This window comes from uncultured Veillonella sp., from assembly GCF_905209685.1.
Lineage (GTDB): Bacteria > Bacillota > Negativicutes > Veillonellales > Veillonellaceae > Veillonella.
Genome location: NZ_CAJLUB010000037.1, coordinates 1 through 13815 on the forward strand (window position 1 = coordinate 1; position 13815 = coordinate 13815).

Consider the following 13815-nt stretch of genomic DNA (forward strand, 5'->3'; position numbering starts at 1 on the left):
GCCGTTACCGATTACACATACTTTCATAAGTCCTCCATCGGCGCCTAAACGCCATCAAGTTCATAGTAGAAGAAATAGTTAGTAATTGTGCTTAACTATAAGCTAAATATCTCAACCGATTAATGTTTAAAGTGGCGAATGCTTGTAAACACCATAGCAATCCCTGCTTCGTCAGCAGCTTTGATGGATTCTTCATCGCGAATGGATCCACCTGGTTGAATAATGGCTGCAATACCATGTCTTGCCGCTGTCTCTACAGTATCGCCGAATGGGAAGAATGCATCAGAAGCTAATACAGCGCCTTTAGCAGCTTCACCAGCTTGTTCAAGGGCAATTTTCGCAGAACCAACGCGGTTCATTTGACCCGCCCCAACACCGAGGGTACGTTTTTCATTAGAAATCAAAATAGCGTTGGATTTTACATGTTTTACAAGCTTCCAAGCAAATTCAAGGGCTTTCCATTGTTCCTCTGTTGGTTGTACCTTCGTAACCACTTTATAGTGAGCGCGGTCTTCTTGGATATCATCCTCTGTTTGCACCAATAGACCACCAGAGACTTTTTTCACTGTCACTTGTCCAGACTCAGGTTTAGATAACTCGATGAGACGAATATTCTTCTTTGCTTCAAGGATGTGTAATGCTTCTTTTGTGAAAGCAGGTGCCATAATGACTTCTAAGAAAATTTTGCTCATTTCTCCGGCAGTAGCAGCATCAACTTCACGGTTTAAAGCCACGATACCACCAAAGGCAGATACGGAGTCTGCTTCGTAAGCATTTACGTAAGCATCATGCAATGTAGCTGCTGTAGCTGCACCACATGGGTTTGTATGCTTAATGATACATGCTGCAGGATCTGCAAACTCCCACACCATATTCCAAGCTGCTTCCATATCTACGATATTGTTATAAGAAAGCTCTTTGCCATGGAGTTGTTTCAAGGCCCCCATGCCATGGGCTTTACCGATTTCTTTGTAGAATGCCGCTTTTTGATGCGGATTTTCCCCATACCGAAGATCAGTTACCTTTTCATAAGCACTTAAATATTCTGGAGGTGTAGGACCTTCGTTTAAGATGCCACTCATGTAGTTAGCAATAGCTACATCATAAGCTGCAGTATGAGCAAAGGCCTCTTTCGCTAGACCAAAGCGATAATCTTTAGTCAATTCACCATGTTCTTTAAGCATTGTTAAGATTTCATCGTAATGGTTTGGGTTTACTACAATACCTACGTACGCATGGTTTTTCGCCGCAGAACGCACCATGGTAGGACCGCCGATATCGATATTTTCAATAGCTTCCTCTAAGGATACATTTGGTTTTGCAATGGTTTCACGGAATGGATAGAGATTGACAACCACAAGGTCAATTGGTTCAATACCGTGATCAGCCATAACTTTTTGATGTTCCGTATTATCGCGGATTGCCAAAATACCACCATGAACCTTTGGATGTAATGTCTTTACACGGCCGTCCATCATTTCAGGAAAACCAGTCAAAGATTCTACGGCTTTTGCTGTAATGCCCGCATCGGTAATAGCCTTAAGGGTACCACCTGTGGAATAAATGGTTACACCTAATTCAACTAATCCCTTTGCAAAGTCTACAATACCTGTTTTATCAGAAACACTAAGTAATGCATTTTTAATCATGTAACGTCTTCCTTTGCTTACACATCAATCTTCAATATATACAACACGACCTTTTATAGTGAGCTTATCCTCACAAAATAGTCGCAACGCCTCTTTATACGTTTTATGCTCGATAGGTAATAATCTATCACTCAAAGTATCCTCTGTATCATCAGGTAATACAGGCACCGTATTCTGCATAATGATAGGCCCCGTATCCATTCCCGTATCGACAAAGTGCACCGTACACCCTGTAATTTTTACGCCTCCGTCAATGGCTTGTTGATGACCATGAAGGCCTGGGAAGGATGGCAATAATGCAGGATGGATATTTAAAATCTTATGCTCATACCGTTCAATGAGCTTAGTCCCAACTATACGCATATAGCCGGCCAAGACGATGCCATCAACCTTATAAGGCTCTAAAGCATCCAGTTGAGCCTGTTCAAAGCTAGCTTTTGAATCATAATCGCTACGCTCGATAACAACAAGTGGAATATTCCAAGGTTTAGAGCGTTCCACAATTCCTGCATCGCCGTGATCTGTAATGATTACCACAAATTCACCATTAATATAGCCTTCTTGCATAGCCTTATACAGTGCTTCCCCATTGGAACCACGACCACTGGCAAAGAGGGCTAATCGTTTTTTAGAATTACGCATCGAACTCAGCCCCTTTAAGGACAACAGGACCATCACCACTTACGATACGGCCAATTTCATATACAGCTTCACCACGGTTGCCAAGATTTTCTTTAACCTTTTCTACATCGTTTTCATCAACGATGAGGATCATACCAATGCCCATGTTGAAAGTACGGTACATTTCAGGCCATGCTACATTGCCCCATTCTTGTAGTTTCGTAAAGACAGGAAGTCGTGGCCATGTTGTAACGTCTACCTCTGCAGTCACACCCTTTGGCAATACGCGAGGAATATTTTCATAGAAACCACCGCCTGTAATATGAACCATGCCTTTTACAAGCTCTTGTTCAATCAACGGTAATACCGCTTTTGGATATAGACGTGTAGGCGTCAATAATTCTTCACCTAAGGTTTTACCAAATTCTGGAATTTCTGTATCAATAGATAATTGTTTATAATCGAATACAATTTTACGAACCAAAGAAAAACCATTTGAATGGACACCAGACGATGGCAAACCTAAAATGACATCACCCGCTTTGATACTTTCACCAGTAATCAATTTAGGACGATCAACGATACCAACGGCAAAACCAGCCACATCGTAATCATCGTTATCGTAAAAGCCCGCCATTTCAGCAGTTTCACCGCCCAGTAAAGCACAGCCAGACTCTTCACAAGCCTCTGCCACACCGCGCACGATATCTGCTACTTTTACAGGATCAAGTTTACCTACTGCAATGTAGTCGAGGAAGAATAGAGGCGTAGCACCTTGTACGAGAATATCGTTAACACTCATAGCTACGCAGTCTTGGCCAATAGTATCATGCTTATCCATCATGATAGCAAGGCGTAATTTTGTGCCTACCCCATCTGTACCAGATACTAGCATAGGATCAGACATGGAGTGACCAGCTAAGGAATAGAGGCCCCCAAAACCACCTAAATCACCAACAACACCAGGTGTGTACGTGCGTTTCACGGATTCTTTCATCAATTCTACAGCGCGATTACCAGCATCGATATCAACGCCTGCATCGCGATAGGTTAAACTAGTTTTATTCGAGCACATATTTGACCCCTTCCTCTTGTTCCGCAGGAACCTCTACACTGTAATCACCATTAAAGCAAGCAAAACATAAGTCATTAGGCGCTATATCAGAAACAGCGCGACATAAGCCTTCTCGAGATAAATAATGTAATTTATCGGCATTAATATAGTCTTTGATTTCATCTACTGTATGTGTGGCAGCAATGAGCTCTTTACGTACCGATGTATCAATGCCATAGTGACAAGAATACTCAATGGATGGAGAGCTAACGCACATGTACACCTCTTTGGCACCCGCTTCCTTTAGCATCTTAACGATAATACCACTCGTAGTACCACGTACAATAGAGTCATCGATGAGTACAATCCGTTTACCGCTTACCACATGAGGTAATGGGTTTAGTTTCATGCGCACAGCTAATTCCCGTTCCTCTTGATTTGGTTTGATAAAGGTACGACCGCTATAGCGATTTTTCACTAACCCTTCTGCAAACGGTATACCCGATGCACGAGCATAGCCTAGTGCTGCTGTAGTACCCGAGTCAGGAATAGACATGACAATATCTGCATCATATTTCGTTTCGTTATATAACTCACGTCCCATATTGAGGCGGGATTGATAAACCGATTGACCATCAATATGACTATCGCCACGCGCAAAATAGATGTATTCAAAAACACAAAGCTTTTTATCAATTTTTTCTGGTTCTGCATAAATAGTGCTACGCACGCCTGAATCATCGATGATTACCATTTCGCCTGGATCAATGTGACGAATAAACTCTGCTTTTATGGCATCTAATGCACAGCTTTCACTAGAGAGAACATAGCCATTTTCAGTTTTACCCAAGCAGAGCGGTCTAAAACCTTGTGGATCACGCACACCTACTAAGGAGTCATTTGTGGTAATAACTAGAGAAAAAGCTCCTTCAATTTGACGCGCCGCATCAGCAATGCGTTCCTCTTGTGTCTCAGCTTTAGAACGCGCAATGAGGTTTACGATAACCTCGGAATCCATGGTCGTTTGGAAAATGGAACCATCCGCTTCAAGACGTTTACGAATGGATAAGGCATTCGTTAAATTACCATTATGAGCTACCGCAATTTGACCACCTTGATAGTGAATTACCAATGGTTGGATATTACGCGGATTATTGGAACCTGTTGTAGAGTACCGCACATGACCAGTCCCCATATGGCTTGGTAAGGATGGTAGTTCTTTAATGGCCTCAGTCAACAAGCCCATACCTTTTTTTAGTTCTACATCATGACCATCTGTAACGGCAATGCCCGCGCTTTCTTGGCCACGGTGTTGGAGTGCAAAGAGCCCCCAATATACATAGCGTGCTACATCAACGGTTCTATCATAGACACCAAATACACCACACTCTTCATGCCATTTATCAAAAACAGGATCGTAGTTCATTGTGCCCCCTTAGGCGCGTTCGCCAGTAAGACGGAATAACATTTCCTTGTATGCTTCTTCAATATTGCCAAGATCGCGACGGAATCGGTCTTTGTCGAGTTTTTCACCTGTTGTAGCATCCCAGAAACGGCATGTATCAGGAGAAATTTCATCACCTAATAATACTTCACCATTGTGTGTACCAAATTCTAATTTAAAGTCTACAAGGGTTACATTTTTTGTAGCCAAGAATTTTTTCAAAATATCATTTACTTTTAAAGTGATTGTAGAAATTACATCAAGTTGTTCTTGCGTAGCCCAACCAAGTGCTGTGATTTGGGATTCATTGGCAAATGGATCGCCTAATTCATCATTTTTGTAGCAGAATTCAAGGATTGGATGTTTAAGAGGAGTACCTTCTTCAATGCCAAAACGTTTAGCCATGGAGCCAGCTGCAATGTTACGAACAATAACTTCTAAAGGAACGATATCCAAAGTAAGCACTGTTTGATTACGATCATCTTCGCGACGAACAAAGTGAGTTGGTACACCTTCTTTTTTCAACAATTCAAAGAAGAAGGAGGAAATTTTATTGTTCAATACGCCTTTGCCAAGAATGGTATCATGTTTTTCACCGTTGAATGCAGTAGCATCATCTTTGTAATGAACGATGTACTCATCTTTGTTATCTGTTTGGTATACTTGTTTTGCTTTACCTTCGTACAATAATGTTAATTTTTCCAAGTCGATGTTAGCCATGATGTGTCTCCTTTATCATAAATGAATGATACAAACTATATATGGATATGTAATAAAAGAATTAAGCTTACTTTATGAGCAATGTAATCTGTAACGAGTTATATGATTATAGTTTAATAGCGCCTTGTAGCTCTGCATTATCTGCTAGGACTTTTTCGGCCATATCTTTACGATACTGTACATATTGTTCTTTCAATTCTTTGTTGAAAGCTGCTCCAATCTGTACGGCAAATAGTGCTGCATTTTTGGCTCCGTCAACAGCCATTGTCGCTACTGGCATACCAGATGGCATTTGAACAATAGCAAGCAAGGAATCGATACCTTTTAAGGCCGTTGCATTAAGAGGAATACCGATAACAGGTAATGTCGTAAAGCTAGCGACTACGCCAGGTAGATGAGCTGCTGCACCAGCACCAGCGATAAAAGCGATGGCCCCTTCATCTTCAAGTCTTGTTACAAAGTCCTTTACAGCTTCAGGTGTACGGTGAGCCGAAGCGATTACCATTTCATAAGGAATGTTGAATTCATCAAGTACGGCAGATGCCTTTTTCATTGTGTCTAGGTCAGACTTGCTGCCCATAATAATACCGACCTTCATAGATCCTCCTAATAAAAAAGCCCAGCCGAAATAGACTGGGAAAAATGCGCACAAATAGCCTCCGTAGACTTGCGTTGAGTTTGTTGATTTGCATAGTTCACGGTGCTACCTCCTTCTTGTACACAAATTGTAACACCTAACATTTACAAAATCAACATTATTTTCGAATATTTTTTAATCAATTATTTTTATTATTCGTTATATTCCGAACTTTTTGAAAGAATTAAATTTAATTATATCGACGTTATTCAGAATATATGATTAGAAATATATACTCTTTTTTACAAGACTACATATTCTATTTAACTTAGGTCTTTTAAAGTATTAATGTATATTTTACCAAAAATAAAAAGAGGGTATCCCACCTTAAGAGATAGGATACCCTCTTTCAATTAATTTCCGAACATTACAACCCTTAATCTGTATTTGTTATTAATTAGTGTGTGCTACTTTCAAAAGCGGTTTTTAACTCGCCTACAGCTTCAGGGACATAATCTACGATAGAAGACATCAATGCATACATTAATGCTGGTTCAAACGCATCGTCACCACACATGTATACACAGTCTAAATATAGACTGGAATCTTGTTCATCAATATATAGTTTATAGTTTTTGTATGTCGCATTGTCGCGGTTGATTAACGCATTCAAGGCATTCATATTTTGTGCGGTTACCTTTTCAGGGCCCAACACCAAACGAATAACACTGTAAATACTGTTATCAAGAATAACAAATAACGGCATATCCCACAACGGGGATTTAATGTAAGAACGGTATACAACAGTACCGTCTTCATCCTCAAAATCCTTACGTTCAAAGGATGTGATTTCTTCGTCTTTTAAAAACTTATCAAATAATAATGCTTTAGGATTCATAACAACCTCTATTTAGCTAAACCAGCTACTTTAAGAATGCCTTTATGTACAGCATCTAAATGTGGTTGAACGACTTCAAGCAATAAGTTAACTACTACTGTAGGATCAAATTGCTCTGTCAAACCAGGAACAGACACATCCATATAGATATTATTGTCTTCATTGCTCACATAGTATTTAGATACTTTATAATCTTGATTCAATGTGTTAAGTTCTTTCAACACAGCAGGAATCACTTTTTCATCAATAGATGTTGTTGTGATAGCAATACGTGCATAGGAGAATGCAGAATCATCCACAACGATGAATACAGGCAAGCTATGCTCATGAACATCCAAACGGCCGTGGTAAACGACTGTATGAAGGTCATCTGTCATTTCTTCCTTTGTAAACCAAGAGTTACCGCCTTTATTTAAGTCAGCAACGAGTAAGTCAAATTTTTCTGCTTTTTGATTCATAATTCCCTCTACAAATAATCAGACTATTAGTCTTCGATAAATACACAACCATTGTCTTTAAATTCTTTAATACGAACTAAAGACTCAACACGATACCCTGCATTTTCAAGGCGTTCACGACCAGGTTGGAAGGATTTTTCGATAGCGATCGCCATACCAACCACTTCATCACCAGCGTCTTCTACCAATTTAGCAAGGCCCATAGCAGCCTCACCAGATGCCAAGAAGTCATCGATGATCAACACTTTTTCACCAGCTGGTAAGAATTTTTTAGAAATAGTAATATCGTAGTTTTCCTCTTTTGTATAAGAGTACACAACACTATGATATACATCATCTACCATAAGAATAGATTTTTTCTTACGCGCAAATACTAATGGCACATCAAGTTCAAGAGCAGCCATCAACGCCAATGCAATGCCAGATGCTTCAATAGTAACAATACGTTGTACACCTGCATCACGGTAACGATCGGCGATTTCTTTACCGATTGCTTTAAACAATTGTGGATCGATTTGATGATTCAAGAAACCATCGACTTTTAGCACGCGATTATTGAGGACAATCCCCTCTTCACGAATGCGTTGTTTTAATAATTCCATGTGCTCTTACCTCCGCAGCATAACTATCTTTAAATTTTAACGTAAATAACCCCTTAGGGTCAACCTATATCAAGTAAAAGACTTAACAATACAGCTAGAAAACAGCGTTCTTTAAGACTTAAAAACTTTCCACACTAAATTATAAAATTCAGTAGGTTTATAACAATATAATATAGCACAGATAACAGTACTCTAAAATATAAAAAGACACACTTTCTGAAAATTCTCATAAAGTGTGTCTCATTATTATAAAACCTTATCGCGTGTGCTTTCACGATTAACAAGCAATGAAGTGAAGCGTGCAGCCCCTTCAGATTGAGGTACCAAACGAGAACGGACAAGTACAATATCGCGTGTTGGCACCGGAATATCTGTATCTATACGTACCACTGTACCTTCTTGCATCTTTTGTTGCACTACATGATTAGGCAACATGGAAATGCCCATATTAATTTCTACAAGATCCAATAACACATCGACACTACCTAACTCAAAGCGAGGTTTACGGCATGCACCATGAGTTACTTCATCGAAGAATGTACGGCTCGCAGAGCCTTTATGCAAGAGCAAAATAGGCTCATTAAGAAGACGGCCTTGATCAAAGAAGCCTGCCCCTTTATAGTCAGGACCACCAACAAATACATCTTGAATTGTAGCCAATGTAGTTACCTCTAGTTGAGGATTATCGCGCAAGCCTTCATAATCGTTAACGACGGCTAACTGCGCTTCTTTGTTGAGTACTAACTCTACGCAATCAGGTGATGGTCGGTTAATGATGTGTAGTCCAATTTCACTTTCTTGCAATTGCCATTTATGGAAGTAAGGCAATAAGAAATGGCGACATAATGTATCTGTAGCAGCCAGATTTAAGCTTTCATAAGCTTGGCTAACACGTTCTTGCAATTGGGTAACACCATTATCAAGAATGGAAAATGCCTTAGCTACTGTATCAAATAATTCTTTGCCTTCTGGCGTGAACCCTACAGATTTTGTAGTGCGCACAAAAAGAGGCATATTAAGTTCACCTTCTAATTGCTTAATGCTTTGGCTGATGGCGGATTGAGAAACGCCTAACTCTTTGGCTGCACGGGAAAAGGATAAATATAAGCCTACCCCTAAAAAGGTTCTATATAAATCTGCAGATACTGCCATTTTATTCACCTCTGTTATATACTAATAGTAGTGTCTTACTTTTAAATATACATATCATTTACTATATTATAAGCATAGACTCTCAATATATAATGAATATGTAGAAATCTTCATGAAAGTTAGGTCTTATGACCTTCATGAACCTTTCATATTTATTAGTATTTCTAATCTTTTCATAAGTAAGATTATCTTTACTTATAAGTCTAGACCGACTATACTTAATTTGTCAATATCCCACAGGGAATTATATACATTACAGGAGGCTACAATGGCTATACAACGATTATTCGTAACAAAACGAGAATCTTTCAACCAAGAAGCACAACGCATGTTACAAACCTTACAACAGGAATTATCTATGCCTGCTACAGGGGTAACCATCTACGAGCGTTATGATATCGAACATGTAGATGCAAAAGATTTAGAGGCTGCAAAAAACCTTATCTTCTCCGAGCCTCCTGTAGATACAGTATTAGAAGAAATCCCAGCTGTACAAGGTTTCGTTTTCGCTGTTGAATATGTGCCAGGTCAATACGATCAACGCGCCGACAGTGCTGAGCAATGTATTTCCATGCTCACCCTTACATCTGGCCACATCGTTCGATGTGCTCGTGTATATGCTATTGAAGGTACTTTCACAAAAGAACAAGAAGAGGCTATCAAAGCATACTATATTAACCCAGTAGATTCCCGCGAAGCCAGTCTTGAATTGCCAACAACATTGGCCCTTGAATTAGAAGATCCTAAACCAGTGGCAACAATCAACGGTTTTACAGACATGAGCGATGCTGATTTAGAAGCCCTCATCAATAGCTATGGTCTTGCTATGACATTAGCAGACCTCAAATTAATCAAGCAACAATATGCAGAGGTAGAACACCGCAATCCTACCATTACAGAAATTCGCCTCTTCGACACCTATTGGTCCGACCACTGCCGTCACACTACATTTATGACGGAGTTAACGGATATTACCATTGAGGATAGTCGTTTCACAGGTGCTGTAAAAGAAGCCCTTGAAGAATACATGGAAGGCTGCGCTGAGCTATATACAACAAAGAAAAAGGCTCGCTCCCTCATGGACATGGCAACATTGGCAGTCAAGGAGTTGCGTCATGCAGGCGGTTTAACAAATCTTGATGAATCCGATGAAATCAATGCATGTACAATCATCGTTCCTGTTGATGTAAACGGCAAAACCGAAGAATGGTTGTTATTATTCAAAAACGAAACTCATAACCACCCTACTGAAATTGAACCATTTGGTGGGGCTGCAACGTGCTTAGGTGGCTGTATCCGCGATCCATTGAGCGGTCGTGCTTATGTATACCAAGCTATGCGCGTTACAGGCGCTGGCGACCCTCATACTAGCCTTGAAGATACATTAGAAGGCAAATTACCACAAAAGAAAATTACCCAAGAAGCTGCTCGTGGCTACTCCTCTTACGGCAACCAAATCGGTCTTGCTACAGGTGAAGTAAAAGAATATTACCATCCTGGCTATGTAGCTAAACGCATGGAAATCGGTGCTGTTATTGGCGCTGCACCTCGTAATCAAGTACGTCGTGAAGTACCAGTCGCAGGCGATGTAGTAGTATTGCTGGGCGGTAAAACTGGCCGCGATGGCTGTGGTGGCGCTACTGGTTCCTCTAAAGAACATACCGTAGAGTCCCTTTCCACATGTGGCGCAGAGGTTCAAAAAGGCAACGCCCTTACAGAACGTAAAATTCAACGTCTCTTCCGTCGCGGTGAAGTAACAACGCTTATTAAACGTTGTAATGACTTTGGTGCAGGCGGTGTATCCGTTGCTATCGGTGAATTAACAGATGGTGTAACAATCAATCTTGATTTAGTTCCTAAAAAATACGCTGGCCTTGACGGTACAGAGCTAGCCATTTCTGAATCTCAAGAACGTATGGCTTGCGTCATCGCCGCAGCTGATGTAGATGCGTTCAAAGCCTACTGCGACGAAGAAAATTTAGAATGTACAGTTGTAGCTGATGTAACTGATACAAATCGCCTTATCATGAACTGGAACGGTGAAACAATCGTAGATATCAGCCGCGATTTCTTAAATACAAATGGTGCTAGCCAACAACAAGAGGCTATCGTAACAGCTCCAGCAGATCGCTCTTACTTCTTACGCGGTTCTTCAAGCGCAGATAACTTCAAAGAAAAGTGGCTTACCGCAGTATCTGATTTAAATGCCGCTTCTCAACAAGGTTTAGCAGAGCGCTTCGATAGCACTGTTGGTGCTAATACAGTTCTCATGCCATTCGGTGGCAAGTTCCAAAAAACACCTACCCAAGGCATGGTCGCAAAATTACCTGTATTAAACGGTGAAACTACAACTGCAAGCATCATGACACATGGCTTCGTACCAGAATTATCTGCTTGGAGTCCATACCATGGCGCACAATATGCAGTACTTTTATCTGTCGCAAAATTAGTAGCTCTTGGCGGTCGTCGTGAAGATGCATACTTAACATTGCAAGAATACTTTGAACGCCTCAATTCTAAAGAATCTTGGGGCAAACCTGTAGCAGCCCTTCTCGGTGCCTATAAAGCTCAAAAAGAACTTGAAATTGGCGCTATTGGCGGTAAAGATTCTATGAGCGGTACCTTTATGGATCTTACAGTTCCTCCTACCCTCGTATCCTTTGCAGTTGGTACAGCCCATGTAGATAACATCGTAAGCCAAGACCTTAAAGGTGTAGATCATCGCCTAGTATTCTTCGATGTACCTCGTACATACGATGACACTCCAGATTGGGATCGTTTCAAGGAAAACTGTGAAGTTTTACAAGAACAAATTGAAAAAGGTCGCGTTTACTCTGCTTATGTCGTTGACCAAGGTGGCATTCCTGAAGCAGTTACCAAAATGGCGCTCGGCAACAACATTGGTGTTAAATTCGATAAATATGCGGAACGTGCTATCTTCCAACCAGCTCTTGGTGCATTTATCGTAGAGGTAGATATTAAAGCGGTTAACTATCTCTTAGAATTACCAGGTCTTAAAGTAATAGGTGTAACACAAGCAAATCCTGTTATTGAATGGGCCGATCAATCTGTATCCCTTAAGGAAATTCAAGCAGCTTATGAAGCTCCATTAAATGATATCTTCCCTATGCGTGCGCCAAATGGTGTTGGTGAAGCGGTAGCATACATCCACGATCAACATGCTAAACCTCGCAGCGCATCCTTAGGGGCTAAACCTAAAGTGCTCATCCCTGTATTCCCTGGTACAAACTGCGAATTTGACTCTGCTCGTGCCTTTGAACGTGCTGGGGCAGAAACAGATATCGTAATCATTCGCAATCAAACACCAGAACAATTAAAAGAATCTATCGATGTAATTAAAACAAAATTAGCTGAATCCCAAATTCTTATGTTCCCTGGTGGCTTCAGTGCTGGTGATGAACCAGATGGTTCTGGCAAATTCATGGCTACCCTCTTCCGCAATCCATACCTTGCAGAAGGTTTAGAAAACCTCTTGTACAAACAAGATGGCCTTGTACTCGGTATTTGTAATGGTTTCCAAGCCCTTATCAAATTAGGCTTGTTGCCAGGTGGTCATATCGAAACGTTAACCGCCGATCATCCTACATTGACATACAACACAATCGGTCGTCACTTGTCTCGTATGGTTAACACTAAAGTTATTTCTACTAAATCTCCTTGGATGAGTGATGCTAAAGCAGGTGAAATCTACACTGTGCCAATTTCTCACGGCGAAGGTCGCTTCATCGCTTCCCCTCAACAAGTATTGGAATTCAATAAAACTGGTCAAATTGCTACACAATATGTAGACTTTGATGGTATTGCTTCCATGGATAGCCGCTTCAATCCAAACCAATCTGTAGCTGCTATCGAAGGCATTTATAGTCCAGATGGGCGCGTATTCGGTAAGATGGCTCATTCCGAACGCTGCGGTGCTGGTATTAGTAAAAATATTCCTGGTCAATTAGAAATGCCAATCTTTACATCTGGTGTAAAATACTTTAAATAATAAGTTGCTATACTTTCATGTGAAAGCCTACTCCTAGGAGTAGGCTTTTCCATATTGATTTTTTTCGAAAATATTAGTATTATAAATTGATGATATATTTACGAACATGAGAATTCGTGTAAACCGATACATAACAAATGTGAGTTAAGAAAGGATTTTATTATGCATTGTGCTCAGAAAATGACCCATAATATCTACTGGATTGGTAGTAATGACTGGACTACAGAACGTTTTGAAAACTTATTCCCTATTCCAAATGGTGTTAGCTATAACAGCTATTTCATCGATGATGAAAAAACTTGTGTTGTAGACTCTGTTGATGCTGAAATTCGCGAAGAATACTTTGATAACTTGACTTACCTATTGAATGGTCGCAACCTTGATTACATCATCGTTAACCATATGGAACCAGATCATTGCCAAACATTGTTGGAAACATTGGAACGTTATCCAAACTGTAAAATGGTTGGTAATGCTACAACATTCCGCATGTTCGAGCAATTCTACAATTCTCCAAAACCAGACCAATATTACACTGTAAAAGAAGGCGACGAAATTTGCCTTGGTAAACATACGCTTGTTTCCTACACTATGCCTATGGTTCACTGGCCAGAAGTAACTTGTACATATG

At 40.4% G+C, this 13815-nt stretch carries 12 protein-coding genes; 2 read left to right on the forward strand and 10 right to left on the reverse strand.

Translation table 11 applies throughout. The annotated features are described in order from the left end of the window. Nucleotides 1-119 precede the first annotated feature (119 nt). From purH to QZ055_RS04385, 10 genes are all read right to left on the reverse strand, one after another. A complete protein-coding gene (gene purH / locus QZ055_RS04340) occupies nucleotides 120-1649 on the reverse strand; it encodes a bifunctional phosphoribosylaminoimidazolecarboxamide formyltransferase/IMP cyclohydrolase (RefSeq protein ID WP_295824905.1) in 1530 nt (509 codons plus the stop codon). A 24-nt stretch (nucleotides 1650-1673) separates the two neighbouring features. Continuing rightward, nucleotides 1674-2291, reverse strand: coding sequence for a phosphoribosylglycinamide formyltransferase (purN, locus tag QZ055_RS04345; RefSeq protein WP_295824907.1), 618 nt, complete (start codon nucleotides 2289-2291; stop codon nucleotides 1674-1676). Beyond that, nucleotides 2284-3345, reverse strand: a complete 1062-nt coding sequence (gene purM / locus QZ055_RS04350; protein WP_295824909.1) for a phosphoribosylformylglycinamidine cyclo-ligase — start codon at nucleotides 3343-3345, stop codon at nucleotides 2284-2286. The genes purN and purM overlap by 8 nt, the downstream gene beginning before the upstream one ends. Then, nucleotides 3332-4750 carry an amidophosphoribosyltransferase gene (gene purF, locus QZ055_RS04355; RefSeq protein WP_295824911.1) on the reverse strand — a complete coding sequence of 473 codons (1419 nt, stop codon included), beginning with the start codon at nucleotides 4748-4750 and terminating at the stop codon, nucleotides 3332-3334. The genes purM and purF overlap by 14 nt, the downstream gene beginning before the upstream one ends. A 9-nt stretch (nucleotides 4751-4759) precedes the next feature. Next, the gene (gene purC, locus QZ055_RS04360) at nucleotides 4760-5488 is read right to left on the reverse strand and encodes a phosphoribosylaminoimidazolesuccinocarboxamide synthase (RefSeq protein WP_119206619.1); all 729 of its coding nucleotides are present in this window, start codon (nucleotides 5486-5488) and stop codon (nucleotides 4760-4762) included. Between the two features lie 106 nt (nucleotides 5489-5594). After that, nucleotides 5595-6086, reverse strand: coding sequence for a 5-(carboxyamino)imidazole ribonucleotide mutase (purE, locus tag QZ055_RS04365; protein ID WP_119208635.1), 492 nt, complete (start codon nucleotides 6084-6086; stop codon nucleotides 5595-5597). Between the two features lie 436 nt (nucleotides 6087-6522). Beyond that, nucleotides 6523-6963 carry a hypothetical protein gene (locus tag QZ055_RS04370; RefSeq protein ID WP_295824913.1) on the reverse strand — a complete coding sequence of 147 codons (441 nt, stop codon included), beginning with the start codon at nucleotides 6961-6963 and terminating at the stop codon, nucleotides 6523-6525. 8 nt (nucleotides 6964-6971) lie between these two features. Further along, a complete protein-coding gene (locus QZ055_RS04375) occupies nucleotides 6972-7421 on the reverse strand; it encodes a hypothetical protein (protein WP_005387851.1) in 450 nt (149 codons plus the stop codon). A gap of 26 nt (nucleotides 7422-7447) precedes the next feature. Continuing rightward, nucleotides 7448-8023: a xanthine phosphoribosyltransferase gene (locus QZ055_RS04380; protein WP_005387850.1), complete on the reverse strand. Its 576-nt coding sequence runs from the start codon at nucleotides 8021-8023 to the stop codon at nucleotides 7448-7450. Nucleotides 8024-8269: 246 nt separating this feature from the next. Next, a complete protein-coding gene (locus QZ055_RS04385; RefSeq protein WP_005387848.1) occupies nucleotides 8270-9175 on the reverse strand; it encodes a LysR family transcriptional regulator in 906 nt (301 codons plus the stop codon). Between the two features lie 268 nt (nucleotides 9176-9443). On the opposite strand from QZ055_RS04385, the gene QZ055_RS04390 reads away from it, so the two are divergent. Together QZ055_RS04390 and QZ055_RS04395 are read left to right on the forward strand one after the other, a co-directional pair. Next, nucleotides 9444-13184 carry a phosphoribosylformylglycinamidine synthase gene (locus tag QZ055_RS04390; RefSeq protein WP_295824915.1) on the forward strand — a complete coding sequence of 1247 codons (3741 nt, stop codon included), beginning with the start codon at nucleotides 9444-9446 and terminating at the stop codon, nucleotides 13182-13184. 162 nt (nucleotides 13185-13346) lie between these two features. After that, nucleotides 13347-13815 (forward strand): FprA family A-type flavoprotein (locus tag QZ055_RS04395; protein WP_295824916.1); only part of this gene is annotated, 469 nt, incomplete at its 3' end.

Excerpts from the sequence above, each read along its gene's own strand:
- purF (WP_295824911.1), bottom strand. The coding sequence starts at position 4,750 with ATGAACTACGATCCTGTTTTTGATAAATGGCATGAAGAGTGTGGTGTA.
- QZ055_RS04375 (WP_005387851.1), bottom strand. The coding sequence starts at position 7,421 with ATGAATCAAAAAGCAGAAAAATTTGACTTACTCGTTGCTGACTTAAAT.
- purM (WP_295824909.1), bottom strand. The coding sequence starts at position 3,345 with ATGTGCTCGAATAAAACTAGTTTAACCTATCGCGATGCAGGCGTTGAT.
- QZ055_RS04385 (WP_005387848.1), bottom strand. The coding sequence starts at position 9,175 with ATGGCAGTATCTGCAGATTTATATAGAACCTTTTTAGGGGTAGGCTTA.
- purC (WP_119206619.1), bottom strand. The coding sequence starts at position 5,488 with ATGGCTAACATCGACTTGGAAAAATTAACATTATTGTACGAAGGTAAA.
- QZ055_RS04390 (WP_295824915.1), top strand. The coding sequence starts at position 9,444 with ATGGCTATACAACGATTATTCGTAACAAAACGAGAATCTTTCAACCAA.
- purN (WP_295824907.1), bottom strand. The coding sequence starts at position 2,291 with ATGCGTAATTCTAAAAAACGATTAGCCCTCTTTGCCAGTGGTCGTGGT.
- purE (WP_119208635.1), bottom strand. The coding sequence starts at position 6,086 with ATGAAGGTCGGTATTATTATGGGCAGCAAGTCTGACCTAGACACAATG.
- purH (WP_295824905.1), bottom strand. The coding sequence starts at position 1,649 with ATGATTAAAAATGCATTACTTAGTGTTTCTGATAAAACAGGTATTGTA.
- QZ055_RS04370 (WP_295824913.1), bottom strand. The coding sequence starts at position 6,963 with ATGAATCCTAAAGCATTATTATTTGATAAGTTTTTAAAAGACGAAGAA.
- QZ055_RS04380 (WP_005387850.1), bottom strand. The coding sequence starts at position 8,023 with ATGGAATTATTAAAACAACGCATTCGTGAAGAGGGGATTGTCCTCAAT.